We start from the raw sequence: 17,653 nt of genomic DNA on the forward strand, positions 1-17,653 counted from the left end.
GTCTCAGGCGGACGTCTTGCAGGTGATCGTGGGCAGGGCCACGCTGCTGCCCGTACCGGTGTAGCCGAACTTGGAGATGGCATTGGATCCGAGTACGGGGGCGTGGGCGGGTGGGTCGATGGTGTGCTGGCCGCCGACCCCGTTGAACGTGGCGCCCCACCCGGTGATGGTCCCGGTCGGCGGCGCGACCTTGCCCCGCCACGTGATCCGGCCGGAGCTGATGTTCTTGATCGTGACGTCCACCTGGTAGCCGCCGTCCCACGCGACCGTCGAGGTCGTGACGAGGCACAACAGTGGCGGCTCGTCCGCCGGCACCGCGCTCGCCGGTGCGGCACCGAACACCACCGCCATCACACCAAGTACGGCAAGGACCACGAGGCGCACCCGAGAAGCCATGGCGGAAATATACAACCCCATCCATACCTTGCGATGACCGCGACGAGTGCCATCCGTCGGTGGCGGTAGAATTCTCCGGGTATGGCAAGTTGGTGAATGACGGCGTGTGCTCGCCGCCGTCGGGACTTGGGCCTCTGCCTCACGCTGGCGATCGACCTTCATCGCCGCGCAGATCGGCCGGTCAGCTCTCTGTGGACCCGTCCCCCGCTGGCGTTTCCTCCCTGCCGCGAACGTCGCCCCTCCCGCAGGCATGCCGCCGCGCGGATCCCACCCACGAGAACGGAAGCATCGTGACCTCTCCCCAGAACGGCCTGGTCGTCATCACCGGCGGTCCCGGATCCGGCAAGACCACTCTGATCAGCCTGCTGCACGAGGCTGGGTTCGCCACCGCACCGGAGGCCGGGCGGGCGATCATCCAAGATCAGACCGCAATCGGTGGGCCGGCCGTGGCCGACCCGGCGCTACGCGCCGAACTGAACCTGTGCTGGGATCTGCGCTCCTACCGCTGGGCGCTCAACCAGCCGGAGCCGGTGTTCTTCGACCACGCGCTGCCGAGCCTGGCGGCCCACTACCGGCTGGCCTCAGGCCCGGTACCCCCACACGTCGAGGCCGCGATCGCGGCCTTCCGGTACCGGCCTCAGGTCTTCCTCGCGCCGTGGTGGCCCGAGATCTACCGCAACGATGCCGAGCGACGCCAGACCCTCGTGGAGGCGCGGCAGACCTCCGAGGCGATCGTCGAGGCCTACAGCCGGCGCGGCTACCAGCTGATCGAACTGCCTCGCGTCGACCCGCGCAACCGACTGCGGTTCGTACTCGAATGCCTGAACCTTTCTGCTCCGGTGACGTCCGCGACGACCAGCGGTCGGTAACCGCCCACGCCCCCCGTCCGGCCATCGCCGGATCCGTCCGCGAACCACCGTGCGCATTGTCGACGGCCGGCAACTCGAACAGGTGGCCTCGACGGGACAGGCCTCACCGGAGCGGGGTGAAAGGGCGGGTCTCGGCGGGTTGTCTGCCGGTGGCGATCTGCTCGGCCAGCAGCTTGCCGGTGATCGGGCCGAGGGTGATACCCCACATGCCGTGGCCGCCCGCCAGGTAGACCCGCGGTGACCTGGTCGGACCGATCAGGGGCATTCCGTCAGGGGTGCAGGGACGGGCGCCGACCCACTCGTCGGTGCGGGCGTTCAGGTCGGCGTTCCTCAGCAGCGGGCGTGCCGCGTCGGCGATGGCCGCGATGCGTCGCGGATCGAGGGGCGCGTCGGCCGAACGGAATTCCATCATCCCGGCTACCCGGAGGCGGTCTCCCAGCGGAGTGCACGCTACCCGTTGCGCGGGAAAGTAGACCGGGCCGGCCGGGAGATGTTCGATCCCGACGCTGAAGCTGTATCCACGACCGGCCTGTACGGTCGTCCGGACCCCGAAGCGGCGTGCCAGCTTGCCGATCCACGCACCACCGGCCAGTACCACCGCGTCATATCTGTCAGATGGGCCGGCCCCGGTCACGACCCGCACCCCCGCCCTGTCATCGCGAATCTCCACGACGTCCGTCTTCGGCATCAGCGAGCCGCCCCGCGCCCGGACCGAGGCCGCGAGCGCGTGAACGTAGTGCCCCGGGTCGACGAATCGCTGGCCGTGGAGGCGGATGGCGGCGCCGATGTCATCGGACAGTGCCGGCTCCAGCTCGCGTGCCCCGGCGCCGGTCAGGACGTCGAATTCGATTTCCTGTCCGGCGGAGCGGATGTGTTCCAACTCGTCCAGCAGGTTCGACCGTTCGGTCTCGGTCCGGTATGCGGCGATGAAGGACTTCGCCTCGTTGACCGTCGACGCGACCCCGCCGGCCTCCAGGGCGTCGAAGCCCTCGAACGCGCGTCGGTTGATCGGGATGTAGGCGCGCATCGCGGTCTTCCACCGGCCGGCGGTGCTGTGCCGCGCGAACCCGGCCAGGAAACGCAGCAGGTGCGGATCCGCACGGGGCGGAACGTAAACCGGCGATGCCGGGCTCAGCAGGGCGCGCAGACCGTACCGGAGCACCGCCGGTTCCGGTAGCGGAGTGGTGATGCCGGGTGTCAGCCAGCCGGCATTGCCCCACGAGGCGCCGGCGGCCACGTCGTCCCGATCGAGAACGGTGACCTCGATCCCCCGCTCCTGCAGGAACCATGCGGTGGCCAGGCCGACCATTCCCGCGCCGATGACGGCAACGTGTCGCGGTGCGGGGTTGCCGGACGTGGTGGCGGGCATCTCATCTCTCCTTGTGCGAACGCTGGACCACCGGACGGCGGGTGTTCACCGCCTCCTGACGGAGTCGGGAACAGCGCATGGAACCACCAGCGTGCGCCGGGAGTCACCCCGGTCGACAGGGGCGACTCCCGGTCAACAAACAGGTCCGCTCGTTGCCGGGCCTCGGCAACCATCGGCAAGCCGACGCCCGCAGATGGGAGATTACGCAGCGGCCGGCACGGGACAACGCCACCGTACGATCTTGGTTACAGTGCGTATTCATGAGTGACACCCGTCCCCTGTTCCACCGCGCCGGAGCCGCGATGCTGCTCCTCGCCGGCCTGGTCGCCGGAGCCGCGAGCGCCGCCTCGGCGGCCCCCGGGTCCCCACCGGGCGCACCGGCCGACCCCACGCCGGGCGGGACGGCCGACACCGCGACGACGGACACCGCGCCCCCGGCTGGAACGGCCGGCACCGCGACCGCCGTGGCGAGCGGTTCGGCCGACCTGTCGGTCACCGCCCGCGGCCTTACGGTCACCAACCCCGTGAAACGCAAGATCGCCACTCTGAAGGTCACCAACCACGGCCCGGCCACCGCCACCGGCATCCGGCTGCGGCTGGTCGGCTGGGTCGACGGCGAATCCACCGACGCGGGCGAGATCACCTGGTGTGACCGGCCCGGGCCGGTGACGTCGCCGATGCCGACGATCCCGCCCGGCCACCGTCTGGTGCCCGTCGGCACGGAGTGCGACCTGCCGGACCTGGGGCCGGGCCGGTCGCTGACCCTCGACATGGCGTTCCCGATCTTCGGCGGGGGTGTGATCGCCACGTTCGGTGAGTTCACCACGTACGTCTGGCACGGGGGGACCGATCCGGTGCCGGCCAACAACAGCGTGTTCAGCCGGCTCACCGGCAGCGACGCGGTCGTCGGCGCGGATCTGTACGCGTTGGCCCGGGACGTACCAGCCGACGCCTCCGGGCGGGTCGGCACGGTCGTCCCGGGTGGGCGGGGGGACCTGCGGTTCGAGATCGGCAACCAGGGCAGGACAGTGGTCCGCGAGATCGAGTTGACAGTCCGGCTGCCCGAGCACGTCAGTTTCGAGGGCGACGTGTCCGGGTGCGACTACGGCGCCGGCCGCCGCGAGGCCACCTGCGTCTACCGTGGCCTGTCACTCATCCCGGCCAAGGACGACACCGACCCGAACGACGACCGGTATTCGGGGCTGCGGTTCCGGTTCCCGGTACGGGTGGCGAAGTCCGCGCCCGCCCCGGCGCACCTGCCAGGTGGACGGCTGGAGGTGCGGGCGCTGGTCGACGAGGAGACCTCGCGGAACGTCCCCGCCGAACTGCCTCAGCAGGCGAGCCCGGTACGTGCCGACCCGGAGGCTGCGCCGGACCGGGATCCGAGCGACAACACCGACACGTTCACCGTGTTCACCGCGGTGGATTCCGGTGGCGGTGGCGGCCTGCCGGTGACCGGCGGGAACACCGCCCTGCTGACCCGTGCCGGCGCCGGTGTGGTCCTGGTCGGCGCCACCCTGCTGGTGCTCACCCGCCGCCGTCGCCACGGCACCCGCACCACCCCGCTGGCGTAGGTTCCGACGGGGCCGCGCAAAGCCTGCGTGGCCCCGCCCAGGCTGTTCGAGTCATGGCCTTGGGCGCCATACGGCGAGGTCGCCGCCCGGTGCCGGCCTGTTCGACCCACAGCCGGCAGTTGTCGTCGGTGCGCACGGCCAGGCTCATGAGCGACAGTATGGCGGCCTGTGCGGGACCGCTCTTCTGACGCCGACTCAGAAACGATCCCCGGCAGGGTGGGTGCGACGTCGTGGTCCAGCCGGCGACGCACCCACCCTGGGTTCAGGACGGAAGTCAGGGGAATGGATGCGGATAGGGGTTGATCTCTTCGGGGGGCAGTGGTGTGGACCGGTACCCCAGCCGTACCGGAAGCTCCCGCAGCCGGGGCAGGTCGACCCGCCGGTTCCGGTGCCCGAAGACCATCGGCAGCGTGCCCGGAATGATGACCTTGACGCAGGTGAGGTCGACGGCGGCCTGTTCCCGGGCTGTCTGCTCGACGACGACCACGTCCAGACCGCTGTCGAGATACCGGTCCACGATCCAACGCAGATCCGCGAGCAGATCGGTGGCCGGCCGGTAACGCTTCGAGTGCGGGAACGCGGTCTCCATCGAGACGATCTCGTCGCGTCGGTAGAGGAAGCCGAACCGGTCCCAACTGTCCGGAGAGGCGGCGACCAGCGCGTGGTCCTCCATCGACCGGACCAGGTCGGAGTCGGCGACCAACCCCGGTGCCGTGGTGTCGCCGGCCACCATCTCCTTCGTGGCGTCGGCGACACTGGCCAGTTCGACCAGCCCGGACCACAGCGCCCGCTCGGGGTCGAGGTGCGCACCCGCGCCACAGAACGCCTTGGGTTGACCCGGACGGCCTGTCTCGTCCACCAGCATCAACCAGAGCGCGGGAACCCCCTCCGGCATCGTGATATCGAAGACGTGCAGCCGACTTCCGGTGGACCGTTCCAGCCAGCGCACCAGCAGCCGGGTCATCGGGTCCGCGGAGGTCAGCGGGTCGACCCGTGGGACCGGCAGCCGGGCGAACCAGGTGGCCAGGAAGGCGTCGCGTTCGGCCACCTCGAAGATGCCGTGCAGGATGGCCTCTTCCAGGTCTCCGCCGAGCGCGCAGCCGTTGGAGCTCTCCAGCCCGAAGGCCGTCGCATGGGAGCCGTAGTAGGCCGAACTCTCCGGGACCAGGACCGGGCCGCCCCGGCGGAAGGAGTAGCCGTACACCCATTCCACCGGCAGGTTCGGGTGGTAGCGCACGGCGTGTTCGTGCGGCGGGGCGTCGGGTAGTCCCAGGGTCGGCGGTTCGACCGCACGCTCGGGGCCGAGTTCGGCGAATGTGGCGGTCACCCGGGTCCGGCGGGACCGGGGCAGGGTGCCGCCCAGCCGCTCCAGCGCCTCGGCGATGGCGACCGACACACTGGCGGGATAGCTGAACGTGCGCCCGTAGCCGGACAGGTCGGTGCAGCACGCCGGTCCGCCGATGGCCGCGGCCAGGATCATGGGGTGGTTGTGGTGGATGGTCATCGACGAGATCAGTCCGGTCTCGACGTCGACCATGGTTTCCAGCAGCCGCTCGTGCTCGGCGGCGAGACTGCGGGCGCGGTAGTTGTCGGGAGCCTGTTTCGGCCGGGACATCAGGGTGAAGCTGCCGGCCTCGGGACCGTCGTCGGGCAGGGTCGAACACATCGGACATTCGGGGTCGGCGATGAACCGGTGCCGGCTGACCGCGAGGGTGGCGGTGGTGACCTCAAGTACCGCGTCGGCGCAGCGGGGTGTGGCACCGCGCGCCACGCGCGCCAGCTCATCGGTCACCAACGCGGCCACGGTGGTGAGCACCGGCGGGCCGAGAACGGGAGCCGGCGCGGTGACGGATCCCTCGTACAGGCCCTGCCAGAGAGCCGACCGCTGGGGTGTTCCGGTGACCCGCGCCCGGCCTTCGCGGACCCGTACGCAGTGGTGGCATCCGGGTTGCCCGGCGACGGTGCGCGGACCGATCCGGACGCCACGCGGGGTCGGGTAGACCGGCAGGAAGTCCCGCCCGCCCTGATAGGCCGCGCGGGCCGCGTCCAACACCTGGTCGGCCTGGTCGACGCCGTCGACGACAAACAGGTCGACGGCGCGGCCGTGGTCGGTCCGGAACCGGTCCGTCGCCGCCGCCACGGCCTGGAACAGGAGGCCGTCCCCGTGGACCTGAACGGCCGGTGTCGGCGCGGTCATCGTCTCGGTCATCCGATACTCCCGGGTCCGGGTGCCAGCATGGCTTCGACAAGGAACGGGAGCACGTGGGTGTCGGGGAGATGGTCGACCGGCCGCAGGAGCAGCCGCTGCCCGGAGTCGGTCAGCTCCTTCAGCAGTGGGGCGAGCCAGGTGTCCCAGTCTCCCGCGCCGAGATCCGGGCCGACGTCCGCGCCGGCCGGGCTGCGACCGGTGAGGCCGGCTACCGCCGCCTGCATCGCCTGTTCGAGGGCGGTGTCGGTGTCCGGGGCGGTGGTGTGGGCGAGCCAGCCGGAGGCGGTTCCGACGAAGACCGTCGGGGTGCTGGACGCGTCGCGCCAGGCGTGCAGGTCGTGCCCGAGGACGCTCATGTCCGCCGCCATGGTCCGGACCGGTTCGGGCCAGTGGGCCGGGTCGAGTGTGGAGCCGACCGAAACCGCCGGGTCGGGTGTGGAGCCGGCCGGGTCGGGAGGGCCGGGCAGGTGGCCGGCGTCCGGTGCCGTCGCCGCCGAACGGCGTAGCCTGAGCAGCGCCCGGCCCTGGGCCTCCGCCCAGGTGAACCCGGCGGCCACCAGCGGTCCCGTGGGCTCCGCCGGGACGACCTCGCCGGTGGCCGGGTCCCACCAGTGGGGCAGGTCGGTGGTTCCGGCCGGCCCGGTGTCGGTCACCGTGGCCGCCCGCTCGGCGAGCGACTCCACCGCGGCCACCGCCGCACGGCTCAGAGCCTGCCGGCGACTGTTACCGATGGCGGTGACGGTCGTCGGTCCGGTCCCGGTGCCGGCCACGTCGGCGACGGTCGCCTCGATGCAGCTCACCGACATCTGTGACTGCCGGCCGGTGCCGATGTCGAGGATCGGCCCCAGCCGAGGATCGATCATCGTGGCCACCCGGGTCGCGAACGTCTCGGCGTCGACCGGGGTCCGGCGGGCCATCACCGCGATCCGCTCGGCAAGCGGTTCCGCCGGTACGGAACCGCGGCAGGAGCGGCAGCGGGGATGGACGCCGAGCAGGTGTTCGCTGGTGACCGCCGATTCCAGGTCGATGTGGGTCATGCGGTTGGTGGCGGTGGTCTCGGCGCCGACGGCGTGCCGGAAGTAGCCGAATCCGAGCGCCGTTCCGATGAGTGCGCCCACCGGAGCGGTGAGGTATTCCGCGACGGCGTCCGGGTGGTCCGTTTCCAACGGTGCCTCGCCGGACGGGCTGGTGCCGTGCAGGCTCCGGACCGCGCATTCCCAGCAGCCGCCGACAGCTCCACCGCCGGTGGGGCCGACCCAGGCGCTGCCGGCGGTGGCGAGGGCGTGCAGCACCGGTACCCCGTGTGCGCGGGCCACCCGGTTCAGGGTCAGCGCCCGGCCGGCCATCAGCCGGTCGGTGCAGTGCAGTACGGCGTCGTATTCACCGACCACGGCGGCGAGCGCGGCGCCGTCGGCGAGTTCCGGGCGCAGACTCAGCTCGACGGTCGGGTCATCGGCCCGGCAGCGGTCGAGGATCCGCTGGCAGGCCGCCTGTTCGGTCGGCGACTCGGCGGTTTCGACCAGGGTGGCCGTCAGCAATCCGAGGTCGAAGAGGGTCTGGACCAGTGCGGCCAGGCCCGGGCCGGCGCCGATGAGCAGGACCCGGCTGTTGCGGAAGGATTCGAAGCGGTGCAGCGGGGCGTCGGCGGTGTGTTCGGCGAAGGAGATCGCCTGCCGGTATCGGGTCAGTTCCCAGTCCTGTAGCCGGTGTGGCGGCTCCCGGTCCAGGTCACGGGCGATGCCACGGTGGACGAGCATGGCGACCAGGTCGGTGACCAGCCGCTGTTGGTTGGCGGGCAGGCTTTCGGTCAGTTCCGCGACGGTCCGGCTGCCGTCCAGGTGCGGGGCGATCCGTCGGATCAGTCCGTACGCGGCCCCGCCACTGATCTCGGTGCTGGTCGTGCCCGTCTCGAGGTAGACGCCGGCGTCGGTCGCCACGTACATCAGGTCGTCGCGCAGCTTGGCTCTCATCCCGCCACCGCCGCCCGGTCGAGCATGCCCATCCGGACGAGGACGGCGCGTCCGGTGTCCTGGAATACCTGGCGGCCGTGCAGGTACCGGGAGTTGTCGACGAGCAGGACGTCACCCGCCTGCCAGGGCACGGTGACGGTGAGGTCCGCGGCCGCCGCGGCGGCGGTGGCGACGAGATCGTCGTCGACCGGTGTCCCGGCCGGGGTCCGCACCCGCAGCCGCTGGTCCCGGTACTCGTCGTCGCGCGGCCGGCTGATGAACAGGGAGTTGCAGAAGGCGGGAACGGCGCCGAACAGGGTCGGCGGGGTGCAGCAGGTGCCGAAGCCCACCGTCATCGCCTCGTCGGTGAAGTCGACGTGGATCGACTCCCACGACCGCAGGTGCGGCTCCCACAGCCGCAGCAAGCCTTGCGCCGTGGCCCGGTCGGTGGTTCCGAACATCTGTTGCCAGGCGGCGGTCGACATCCGGCTCTCCCAGGTGATCTCCATCTGTTCGAACCGCTCACGCACCGGCTCGGGCAGGGCGGCCAGCAGCGCGACCCCGTCGCAGAGCGTCGTGCCGCCGCCGTCGGCCGCCGGTCGTTCACACAGGAAGGTCAGCAGGTCGGGTGAGCCCGGGGCGTACGACGCCTCGCGGTGCAGCGGCATTCCCCGGGTGCCCCGGGTGACCGTGGTCGTGGTCGGGTCGTCACCGACGACGTCCCGCTCGTCGTGGAACGCACCGTCGTACGGCAGTGGTGTCATCAACGCGTCGCCGAGCCGTACGAACGTCTCGCGCCGCCAGCCGCCGTCGCGGAGCAGCGCCGCGCCGTGTCGGGCCAGGGTCGCCAGGACCGTGTCCGGTGCCGGTTGGCCGGTCAGCACCGGTATCTGGTCGTCATCCATCCGAGGTTCCTTCCGTGAGTGCCACGGCCAGCAGTCCGGCACGCGGTTTCGGCGCACCGAGCAGGAGCTGCACCACGGGGGTGTGTCCGTGGGGCAGTCCCAGTTGTTCGGCGGCGTCGCGGGCCGAGAACCCGCCGATCGGGCGGGCCGCCGCGCCGACCGCCTGGCAGGCCAGGGCGGTCAGTTGTACGACGGCACCGGTGAGCAGGTGGAGCTGGCGGAACGCCGCGGGTGTCAGGTCGGCCATCGGCGGGTCTCCCCCGGCGACGACGAAGACGGTGACGCCGGCGGTCGCCATCCGGCGGTCGACCACATTGGTGGTCGGGGCCTGCGGCCCGGTGCCGGCCGATGGCCACAGCAGGTGCTGTCGCGGGTCGTACCGGTAGGCGCCGGGCGGCAGCCCGTCCACCTGGTTGACCAGGCACCACAGCGACGGGTGGAGCGGGTGCCGGGACAGGGTGTCCAGTGCGGTGGTGGTGGCCCGGTGGCCGCCGGCGTACGCGAGGATGTCGGCGAGTTGCCCGAGGCGCAGGCCGGGGGCGAGGTCGCTGGCCGAGACCCGGCCGGCGGCGGCGCCGACCAGGTCCAGGGGCGTGACCTCGGGCAGCCGGACCGGTGCCGTGGTGGGCGGCGGCGGTGCCGCCGCCCCGTTGTCCGGCGGGTGGGGATCCGCGCGGACCGCCGCGTCGCCCCCGGTCGAGATGGCCCGGTGCAGGGCGACCGCGCTGGGGTCGGCGTCGGCCAGGGCGAGCCGGTCGTTGGCCAGGCCGACCGGGTCCGGCGGCGGGGTCAGGTCCGGCTGCGTGCCGGTCTCGACCGTCGCGGTGGTGGGGAGTTCGATCACCGCGTAGACGCTCTCCACCAGGCCGTCGAGTCCCAGCAGGTCGTCGGCGGCCCGCGGATCGGGAGCCAGGTGGACGGTGCCGGTCTGAGTCGACGTGAGCAACTGTCCAAGAAGGACACCAGTGTCGATGGTGCCCAGCTGGTAGCCGAACGCGCGGTATTTGCCGCTGTTCTTCCACGGCCGGCAGGCCAGCAGCAGGGCGCTGCGCCGTGATCGGTCCGCCGGGTTTGTCGTCGGGCCCAGCAGCCGGTCGAGTTCGGCGACCGGATTTCCCGCGCGGAGCAGTTCCAGGCAGTGATGTACGTGGTCGTAGTGGTAGACGCCGGCGGGCAGTTCACCGGACCCGGTCCAGGCGAGGTAGATCTCGCCGGGATAGTAGGCACCCCCGGACGGTACGGACCAGCGCAGGGTGAACCAGGCGGGCAGGGCGCGGGCGAAGACCGGCCCGCTCGACGGGGTGCCGGTCAACGCCGACAGCCCTGCGGAGGTCAGCGTCTCCACCCGGCGGGGTCCGTAGCCCAGCAGCAGTGCGCTGATCCGGTCGAGGCCGGCACCGGTCAGCGGTGGTGCCCCCGGTCCCGGCCAGGGCAGCGGTGTACGCGGGCTGCCCGGATAGCGTTTACTCTGCGGCGGCGGGTAGGAGGACGGTGCGGCGGCGGTCTGGGCGCGCACCGCGCTCAGATAGCGTTCGACGACTTTCTCCGGCCCCGGCCGGCCCTGCGGTTCGTCAGCCATCTCAGTTTCCCGCGCTCTCGTAGCGACGCAGCCCGGCTTCGAAGACTCGCCAGGCGCCGAAGGCGCAGGCCAGCGCGACGACCGGGGTCAACGTTCCGACCGTGGCCGGGACACCTTTGCCCAGCAGTGCCGCGGCGGGAAAATAGCCGACGAAGGCGACCGGGACGACGGTCAGCAGCGACCGCACGCCCGTGCCGTAGACGGTCAGCGGATACCGGGCCAGGTCGCCGAGCATGTGCACGCTGACGGCGATCGAGTTCGAGGGGCTCAGCAACCAGAACGCCAGCGCGTTGGTGGCGAGGTTGACGGCGGTCTTCACCAGCAGCCCGCTGACCAGCAGGAGCCCCGCCCACAGCACGGTGACCGGTGACCAGGCCACGTCGACCCGGCCGACCGACACGGCCAGCAGCAACGCGCCGAACACGACGTTGCCCAGGCCGTTGACGCCGACCGCCGCACCGGTCACCTGGAGCACCACCGGGTACGGACGGACCAACAGGTAGTCCAGGGCGCCGAGGTTCACCATGCCGCTGAGATGCCAGGCACCTTCGAAGAACAGCGAGCCGATCCCCTCGGCGAGCATCACCATCGCGCAGACGCAGAGGACCTCCCACTGCGTCCACCCCTCCAGGACGGGCACCTGCCGGAAGATCGTGGCCACGAAGACCAGCCCGGCCAGTTGGCCCAGTACGGCGGCCCCGATGGTGAGCAACGCGTCGGCCCGGTACTCCAGGACGGCACGCAGGTGCGCCCCCAGCAGCCTGCGGTAGATCCGTACCGCCTCGATCGGCCCGCTCACGTCAGCCCCCGTGCACCACGAGCCGACGTACCGCGACGCGCCAGAGCAGCCGGGCACCGATCCAGAGCACGGCGACCCACAGCAACTGGGTGCCGATCAGGTACATCGACTCGGCGCCCCGGACCTGGCCCAGGAAGATCAGCGCCGGCGTGGAGACGATGCCGGAAAACGGCGACCAGGCACAGATCGTCTGCAGCCATCCGGGATACAGGGCGATCGGCACCAGCGCGCCGGACAGGATGTTGGTGATCGCGACCCGGGACAGGCTCAGGCCGTGGAAGTTGCCCGTCCAGAAACAGGCCAGCCCGACCAGATACACCAGCGCGAACTTCAGCGGCACCATCGCGGCCAGACTGAGCAGGAACACCCCGGCCTGGGCAGGGTCGGGAAGCGGCATCCCCCCGAACGCCACCAGGAGGACCGAGCCCATCACCGCGACCACGAACAGCTCACCGACGAGATAGCCGACCGACTCGGCGAACCGCGCCAACTGGTAGTCGATCGGCCGGACCAGGTCGAGGGCCACCGAACCGTCCAGCACCCGGACGGCGATCTGCCCGTCGGTGAAGCTGGACAGCAGGGTGCCGGTCAGAAAGGCGATGAACAGATACGCCTTCATCTGCTCCCAGGACAGTCCGGCCATCTCGCCCCCGGGTTCGGCCGCGAACAACGCCCGCCACACCGCGAACAGCGCCACGGTCTGCACCGCGACCCCGGCGAGCTGGAGCAGGAACTCACCCCGGTAGACCAGGACGGTCGACCAGGCCATCCGGGCCAGACTCCGGTACGGTCTCATGCCGGCGTCGCCAAGGTCGGCCGACCGAGTTCGCCCGCGTACGCCCGGCGTACCACGTCCTCGATCGACGGCTCGTCGATCCGCAGGTCGACGACCGGGACCCGGGCGGCCACCGCCGCCACGACCTCGCCCGCGCCGTAGGTCGCGTGATCGAAGGCGATCGAGATGTGCCGGGGTGACGTCCCCGGGGACAGGTGGGTGCCCGGCAGGTCGGCGTCGAGGTTTCCGGTCCAGTCGGCGTCCAGCGTCAGGTGCAGCGTGCGCTGCCGGGCGATCTGCTCGCGTACGACGTCGATCGGCCCGTCGAAGATGATCCGGCCACCGTCGATGATCACCAGGCGCTGGCAGACCTGCTCGATGTCACCGATGTCGTGCGTGGTCAGCAGCACCGTCGTGCCGGCGCGGCACTGGGCCCGCAGGAAGTCCCGGACCGCCTGGCGGGCGATGATGTCCAATCCGATGGTGGGTTCGTCGAGGAACACCACGGACGGCGAGTGCAGCAGAGCGGCGGCCAGGTCGGCCCGCATCCGCTGGCCGAGGGAGAGCCGGCGGGCCACCACCGGCAGCAACTCCCCCAGGCCGAGCAACGCGTCGAACTCGGCGAGCCGTTCCTCGTACCGGCGGCGTGGAATGCGGTGGATGTCGCGCAGCAGCGACAGTGAGTCACGGACCTGGAGGTCCCACCAGAGCTGGCTGCGCTGGCCGAACAGGACCCCGATGTTGCGCGCGTTGGCGAACCGGTTGCGGTGCGGAACGATGCCGCAGACCTCGACCTGCCCTGCCGTCGGTTGGAGGATGCCGGTGAGCAGCTTGACGGTGGTCGACTTGCCGGCGCCGTTGGGCCCCACGTAGGCGACGGCCTCCCCGGCCGCGATGGTCAGGTCGATGCCGTCCACGGCGGTGTGCGAACGGTGCCGGGGCCGGACGAGGTGGCTCAGCGATCCGGTCAGACCCGGCCGTTTGTCGGGCATCCGGAAGGTCTTGGTCAGGCCGCGAGCCTCGATCACAGGGGTGTGCGTCATCAGCGTGGTCGGCCTGGGGTCACTCGGTCGCGGCGGCCGGCGGGAGGTGCGGGCGCAGACGCAGCACCGTACCCAGGCCGTCGACGTCGCTGACGGCGGTCTCGAACGCGGTCCGCAGGACACGGGTGAGGTAGCCGAAGGTCGACGCGTCCGGGTCGACCGCGCCGGAGAGTTCGGCTCCGGTGCTGACCAGATGGACCTCCCCGGCGAGGACGCCGGCGACGTTGATGAACTGGCAGAGGTCGTCCCACCGCAGGTAGCGCCAGAAGTCGACGCTGACCACGGCGTCGAGGCTGCCCGGGGCGATCGGCGGGCTCATGCCGATCAGGTGGTGGTTGGTGGGGCCGGCCGGGGCGGCGTAGTCGAAGGTCAGGGCCCCCTCGGGCAGGGTCGTCCGGTCACTGCCGATGCCGATCCAGAGCACCCGGTGGCCGGGCAGGTGCGGCTGAAGAAGGTCGACGGCGGGCCCGATCCGGCAGGCCGACCGGGCCAGGCAGTCGGCGATCGACGCGCGGTAGTGCACCACCCGCTCCGCCGAGTCGTAGACCTCCAGCATGCCGACGAACTCCCACTCGACGACGAGGTACTTCTCGGCGACCAGGCCGCGGTTGTTCGCGAAGTCCTGCCAGTTCCGGTCGATGTTGCGGTGGTGCGGCAGGTGGTAGGCGGCCGCCGCGTCGTCGTAGGCGAAGTTGCGTTCGAGCAGCCCGAGATGCCTGTGCACCCGGTAGAACAGCTCGATGTCCTCCAGCCCCCAGCGCAGCCCGAACCGCTCGTCGAACCCGCCGACCTCGTCGAACAGCTTGCGGGAGACCGAGACGTTGTGGGTGAACGCGAACAGCCAGCCCGCCTGCAACCATTCCTCGCCGGCCGGGTGCCCGGCCGGAAACCGCAGGTCACCGCCGCCGTCGGCGCGCCGGTTCGGTACCGGGATGGTCGGCTCGCCGGCCAGCGCGGCGTTGACGTGTGGCAGACCCAGTTCGTCTCGCCGCCCGATCAGGACCGGGGGCCGGTCGGTGTCCAGATGGTGGGCCAGGTGTCGTTCCAACAGTTGGGGCGTGGCGTACGAGTCGGAGTCGAGGAACAGGAGCAGGCCGGCCGAGGCGTGCCGTACCCCCGCGTTTCGTGCCGCCGCCCGGCCCTGGCGTTCGGCCAGTTCGACCAGCCGCAGCTTCAGTCCCTTGCTGGCGTCGGCGACGTCGGTGTAGTCGCCGCCGTCCCCGCCGTCGCGTACGACGATCACCTCGAACCGCTCCGGTGCCAGGCTCTGCCGACGCAACGACCGCAGTGTCAGTTCCAGGCACTGGGCGTCCTCGTGCGTGGGAATCACCACGCTGAGTTCGACACCGCCGTTCACGTCGGAAGCCATCCCTGAATCCCTCCCGGATCCTCGTGTGCGGTCAGGGGTTGGGGCGTCGGCGCCGGCGCCGACGCCCCAACCAGCCGCCGGCACACCGCGTCGCGGCATGCCGGCGGGGCGCTACCCGATCAGTGGCAGTTGATGCAGCACCACTGGATGGGCCGGCCGCCACAGCCGCCGCCGCAGCAGCTCTTGCCGTCGCTCGCGCCCTCGGTCACGGCAACGCTGCCAACCGGCGCCACCGTGTACAGGCCGGTCGACTGCTCGTCGCCGTCTGCCCACGAGATGTCGGCCGCGTCCAGATCGGACAGATCGAGTGCTCCACCCATCACGAACCTCCTTCAGGTGAGGTGATCATCGCGACGAGTGTAGGGAGCGCTCCCATCGAGCCTCCACAGAAGAATGGTCACGGGGAGGTAACTGGCGAAGAGTCGCAATCGGCAGCCGGATCGACGCTCCAACCGGCGGCAACCGCTGCTCCGGTCAACCGTCCGTGGCGGTGTCCCGGCCGGTGGGGCTGACGTGTGCCGCGATCAGGCGCCATCCCTCGTCCTCGTCGAGGATCCAGGTGCGGGTGTAGCGGACCCGGGCGGCGAACGGTTCGCCGTCAAGGGTGCCTTCCAGCGTGCCGAGGAACCAGGTCACGCCGGTGTCGCCGGCCACGAGAACAGCCAGGTCCTCCTCGTCCACCCGGGTCATCGACTGCCGTCCGGATCGATGAACCCGCAGGTCGTCCTGCTTTGAATACAGATCGCCATCGGGTCCGGTGAACACGAGCCGATCATCGATCAACCGATCCAGCTCCGCGACATCGGAGGCCAGTTGGGCCCGCTGTAGACGCCGTTCGGCAACGCGCAGTGCCTCGACCATGGCATCATCCGCGCCACCCGTTCCAGCGCCGAGAACATCGTCCGCCGGCCGCCCCACTTCAGACATCGATCACCTCCTGCTGAGCTGACCGGAGCATGTTCGGCCATCGCGTCATTCGGAAAGCCGCTGGTTGAAGCGCGCCGCAGCAAGATGGGCCGCCTGGGCGAAGTCGGAACCGGACGAGGCGTAGAGAATCGCGCGGGAGGAGTTCGCGATGAGGCCGAACGAGCCCTGCGCCTTGCCCACCCGCAGGCACTCATCGATATCGCCGCCCTGCGCGCCCAGGCCGAGCAGCAGAATGGGCATGTCGCCGACGGCTTCCCTGATCCGGGCGAGCTTGGCCGGTTCGGTGGCGCCGGCGGTCACCGCGCAGTTGCCGAGATGGTTCCAGTTGCCTGCCACCCTGCGGCACACGTACTCGTACAGCGGGATGCCCTCGGGGCCGACGGGCAGGTCCTGGAACTCCCCGACACCGGCGCAGGAGTTCGCCCCCATCACGATCACCCCTTTGTCCCGGCGCCGCAGGAACGGCTCCAGGGACTCACGGCCCATGTACGGATGCACGGTGACCACATCGGCGCCCCAGGTGTCGAAGACGGCCTCGGCGTAGTACAGGTTCGTGTTGTCGATGTCCCCGCGTTTGGCGTCGACGATGACGACACGGTCCGGATGTGCCTGCTTGATGTAGGTGATCGTGCGCTCCAGCGCCTGGACCCCCGGCACGCCCATCCGCTCGAAGAACGCGCTGTTGAGCTTGAACGCCGCGGCGAACTCCGCCGTCGCGTCAGCGATCTCCCGGCAGAAGACCGTCACCCGTCCCGCGTCATCAGCCCCCAGACCCACCGGCAGCCTCGACAGATCCGGGTCCAGGCCGACGCACACCAGCCGCCCCTGCGACCACTGCCGCCGCATCAGCTCGTAGATCCCGCCATCGGTCGTCACGCATCACACCCTACGGCGGACCACCACCGCCGCTCGTATCGACGGACCGCCGCGTGAAGGGGGGATCGACGATCCGAGGCTGCGGTAAGGCGCCGCTGGTAGAACAGAGGAACGGCAACCAGGGAGGGAGAAGCCATGATCGACCGAGCCGGGCTCGCCGAGTTCCTCCGTCGCCGCCGGGAGTCGTTGCAGCCCGAAGACGTCGGCCTTCCGCGCGGGCAGCGGCGCCGGACCACCGGCCTGCGCCGCGAAGAGGTCGCGACGCTCTGCCACATCTCCACCGACTACTACAGCCGACTCGAACGGGAGCGCGGGCCGCACCCCTCCGAGCAGATGATCGCCTCGATCGCGCAGGGCCTGCATCTGTCTCTCGACGAGCGCGACCACCTCTTCCGCCTCGCCGGGCACAACCCTCCCACGAGGGGCGCGACCAGCGAACACATCAGTCCCGGCCTGCTCCGCATCTTCGACCGGCTCGCCGACACCCCGGCCGAGATCGTCACCGAACTCGGCGAGACACTGCGGCAGACCCCGCTCGGCGTCGCTCTCACCGGCGACCTCACCCGATACCAGGGCCCGGCCCGCAGCATCGGTTACCGATGGTTCACCGACCCGGCCACCCGGGCCCTGTACCACCCCGACGACCACGCGCTGCACTCCCGCGTGTTCGCCTCCGGGCTCCGCAGGACGGTCACCCTCCGCGGACCTGACTCATGGGCGGCTCACCTTCAACGCCTCCTGCTCGACCGCAGCGAAGAATTCCGCACCGTCTGGAGCGAACACGAGATCGGAGTCCGCTACAACGGCGTCAAACGCTTCATGCACCCCGAGATCGGCGCCCTCGAGCTGACCTGCCAGATCCTTCTCGACCCCGACCAGGCACACTCCCTTCTCGTCTACACCGCCGTCCCCGGCAGCGAAAGCTACGAGAAGATGCAGCTTCTCTCCGTCATCGGAACCCAACACATCACTCTGTCCAGCTAGCCGCCCTGGTCGATCCGCTGCCGCACCACC

16 protein-coding genes are annotated in these 17,653 nt (G+C 70.7%); 3 read left to right on the top strand and 13 right to left on the bottom strand.

Annotated features, from left to right (window positions below; all coding sequences use genetic code 11):
- Nucleotides 1-3 precede the first annotated feature (3 nt).
- On the bottom strand, nt 4-396 hold the full coding sequence (locus tag QCD66_RS23560; protein ID WP_364212769.1) for a hypothetical protein: 393 nt from the start codon (nt 394-396) through the stop codon (nt 4-6).
- Nucleotides 397-686: 290 nt separating this feature from the next.
- Here QCD66_RS23560 and QCD66_RS23565 point away from each other — a divergent pair, with 290 nt between their 5' ends.
- Nucleotides 687-1,265, top strand: a complete 579-nt coding sequence (locus QCD66_RS23565) for an AAA family ATPase (protein WP_364212771.1) — start codon at nt 687-689, stop codon at nt 1,263-1,265.
- Between the two features lie 103 nt (nt 1,266-1,368).
- Here QCD66_RS23565 and QCD66_RS23570 read toward each other — a convergent pair whose 3' ends face one another.
- Nucleotides 1,369-2,634 carry an NAD(P)/FAD-dependent oxidoreductase gene (locus tag QCD66_RS23570; RefSeq protein ID WP_375734604.1) on the bottom strand — a complete coding sequence of 422 codons (1,266 nt, stop codon included), beginning with the start codon at nt 2,632-2,634 and terminating at the stop codon, nt 1,369-1,371.
- 260 nt (nt 2,635-2,894) lie between these two features.
- On the opposite strand from QCD66_RS23570, the gene QCD66_RS23575 reads away from it, so the two are divergent.
- Nucleotides 2,895-4,208 (top strand): hypothetical protein, encoded by a 1,314-nt coding sequence (locus tag QCD66_RS23575; protein ID WP_375734603.1) that lies wholly within the window; start codon nt 2,895-2,897, stop codon nt 4,206-4,208.
- Nucleotides 4,209-4,482: 274 nt separating this feature from the next.
- On the opposite strand, the gene QCD66_RS23580 is transcribed toward QCD66_RS23575, so the two are convergent.
- The 11 genes from QCD66_RS23580 to pyrF all read right to left on the bottom strand — a co-directional run bounded on the left by QCD66_RS23580 (nt 4,483) and on the right by pyrF (nt 16,639).
- Nucleotides 4,483-6,417 carry a TOMM precursor leader peptide-binding protein gene (locus QCD66_RS23580; protein WP_375734602.1) on the bottom strand — a complete coding sequence of 645 codons (1,935 nt, stop codon included), beginning with the start codon at nt 6,415-6,417 and terminating at the stop codon, nt 4,483-4,485.
- Nucleotides 6,414-8,387 (bottom strand): TOMM precursor leader peptide-binding protein, encoded by a 1,974-nt coding sequence (locus QCD66_RS23585; protein WP_375734601.1) that lies wholly within the window; start codon nt 8,385-8,387, stop codon nt 6,414-6,416. The genes QCD66_RS23580 and QCD66_RS23585 overlap by 4 nt, the downstream gene beginning before the upstream one ends.
- A complete protein-coding gene (locus QCD66_RS23590) occupies nt 8,384-9,271 on the bottom strand; it encodes a TauD/TfdA family dioxygenase (protein WP_375734600.1) in 888 nt (295 codons plus the stop codon). Before QCD66_RS23590 ends, QCD66_RS23585 begins: the two co-directional genes overlap by 4 nt.
- Nucleotides 9,264-10,850, bottom strand: coding sequence for a hypothetical protein (locus QCD66_RS23595; protein WP_375734599.1), 1,587 nt, complete (start codon nt 10,848-10,850; stop codon nt 9,264-9,266). Before QCD66_RS23595 ends, QCD66_RS23590 begins: the two co-directional genes overlap by 8 nt.
- A 1-nt stretch (nt 10,851) precedes the next feature.
- Nucleotides 10,852-11,649: an ABC transporter permease gene (locus QCD66_RS23600; protein WP_375734598.1), complete on the bottom strand. Its 798-nt coding sequence runs from the start codon at nt 11,647-11,649 to the stop codon at nt 10,852-10,854.
- Between the two features lies 1 nt (nt 11,650).
- Nucleotides 11,651-12,445, bottom strand: coding sequence for an ABC transporter permease (locus tag QCD66_RS23605; RefSeq protein ID WP_375734597.1), 795 nt, complete (start codon nt 12,443-12,445; stop codon nt 11,651-11,653).
- Nucleotides 12,442-13,467, bottom strand: a complete 1,026-nt coding sequence (locus QCD66_RS23610; protein ID WP_375734596.1) for an ATP-binding cassette domain-containing protein — start codon at nt 13,465-13,467, stop codon at nt 12,442-12,444. Before QCD66_RS23610 ends, QCD66_RS23605 begins: the two co-directional genes overlap by 4 nt.
- Nucleotides 13,468-13,486: 19 nt before the next feature.
- Entirely contained in the window at nt 13,487-14,836 is a 1,350-nt protein-coding gene (locus QCD66_RS23615; RefSeq protein ID WP_375734595.1) for a glycosyltransferase family 2 protein, read from the bottom strand.
- A 119-nt stretch (nt 14,837-14,955) separates the two neighbouring features.
- Nucleotides 14,956-15,156: a hypothetical protein gene (locus QCD66_RS23620; protein WP_357539292.1), complete on the bottom strand. Its 201-nt coding sequence runs from the start codon at nt 15,154-15,156 to the stop codon at nt 14,956-14,958.
- Nucleotides 15,157-15,310: 154 nt separating this feature from the next.
- Entirely contained in the window at nt 15,311-15,763 is a 453-nt protein-coding gene (locus QCD66_RS23625; protein WP_407566784.1) for a nuclear transport factor 2 family protein, read from the bottom strand.
- A 45-nt stretch (nt 15,764-15,808) separates the two neighbouring features.
- Nucleotides 15,809-16,639: an orotidine-5'-phosphate decarboxylase gene (gene pyrF / locus QCD66_RS23630; protein ID WP_375734593.1), complete on the bottom strand. Its 831-nt coding sequence runs from the start codon at nt 16,637-16,639 to the stop codon at nt 15,809-15,811.
- A gap of 135 nt (nt 16,640-16,774) precedes the next feature.
- Between pyrF and QCD66_RS23635 the strand changes: the two genes are divergently transcribed.
- The gene (locus tag QCD66_RS23635) at nt 16,775-17,623 is read left to right on the top strand and encodes a helix-turn-helix transcriptional regulator (protein ID WP_375734592.1); all 849 of its coding nucleotides are present in this window, start codon (nt 16,775-16,777) and stop codon (nt 17,621-17,623) included.
- Nucleotides 17,624-17,653 lie beyond the last annotated feature (30 nt).

This window comes from Polymorphospora sp. A560 (assembly GCF_045781765.1).
Lineage (GTDB): Bacteria > Actinomycetota > Actinomycetes > Mycobacteriales > Micromonosporaceae > Polymorphospora > Polymorphospora lycopeni.

What these genes read in the sequence shown, in the direction of transcription:
- QCD66_RS23635 (WP_375734592.1), top strand. Translation starts at nt 16,775, where the DNA reads ATGATCGACCGAGCCGGGCTCGCCGAGTTCCTCCGTCGCCGCCGGGAG.
- QCD66_RS23575 (WP_375734603.1), top strand. Translation starts at nt 2,895, where the DNA reads ATGAGTGACACCCGTCCCCTGTTCCACCGCGCCGGAGCCGCGATGCTG.
- QCD66_RS23570 (WP_375734604.1), bottom strand. Translation starts at nt 2,634, where the DNA reads ATGCCCGCCACCACGTCCGGCAACCCCGCACCGCGACACGTTGCCGTC.
- QCD66_RS23610 (WP_375734596.1), bottom strand. Translation starts at nt 13,467, where the DNA reads ATGACGCACACCCCTGTGATCGAGGCTCGCGGCCTGACCAAGACCTTC.
- QCD66_RS23620 (WP_357539292.1), bottom strand. Translation starts at nt 15,156, where the DNA reads ATGGGTGGAGCACTCGATCTGTCCGATCTGGACGCGGCCGACATCTCG.
- QCD66_RS23580 (WP_375734602.1), bottom strand. Translation starts at nt 6,417, where the DNA reads ATGACCGAGACGATGACCGCGCCGACACCGGCCGTTCAGGTCCACGGG.
- QCD66_RS23605 (WP_375734597.1), bottom strand. Translation starts at nt 12,445, where the DNA reads ATGAGACCGTACCGGAGTCTGGCCCGGATGGCCTGGTCGACCGTCCTG.
- QCD66_RS23585 (WP_375734601.1), bottom strand. Translation starts at nt 8,387, where the DNA reads ATGAGAGCCAAGCTGCGCGACGACCTGATGTACGTGGCGACCGACGCC.
- QCD66_RS23625 (WP_407566784.1), bottom strand. Translation starts at nt 15,763, where the DNA reads ATGTCTGAAGTGGGGCGGCCGGCGGACGATGTTCTCGGCGCTGGAACG.
- QCD66_RS23615 (WP_375734595.1), bottom strand. Translation starts at nt 14,836, where the DNA reads ATGGCTTCCGACGTGAACGGCGGTGTCGAACTCAGCGTGGTGATTCCC.
- QCD66_RS23590 (WP_375734600.1), bottom strand. Translation starts at nt 9,271, where the DNA reads ATGGATGACGACCAGATACCGGTGCTGACCGGCCAACCGGCACCGGAC.
- QCD66_RS23595 (WP_375734599.1), bottom strand. Translation starts at nt 10,850, where the DNA reads ATGGCTGACGAACCGCAGGGCCGGCCGGGGCCGGAGAAAGTCGTCGAA.
- QCD66_RS23560 (WP_364212769.1), bottom strand. Translation starts at nt 396, where the DNA reads ATGGCTTCTCGGGTGCGCCTCGTGGTCCTTGCCGTACTTGGTGTGATG.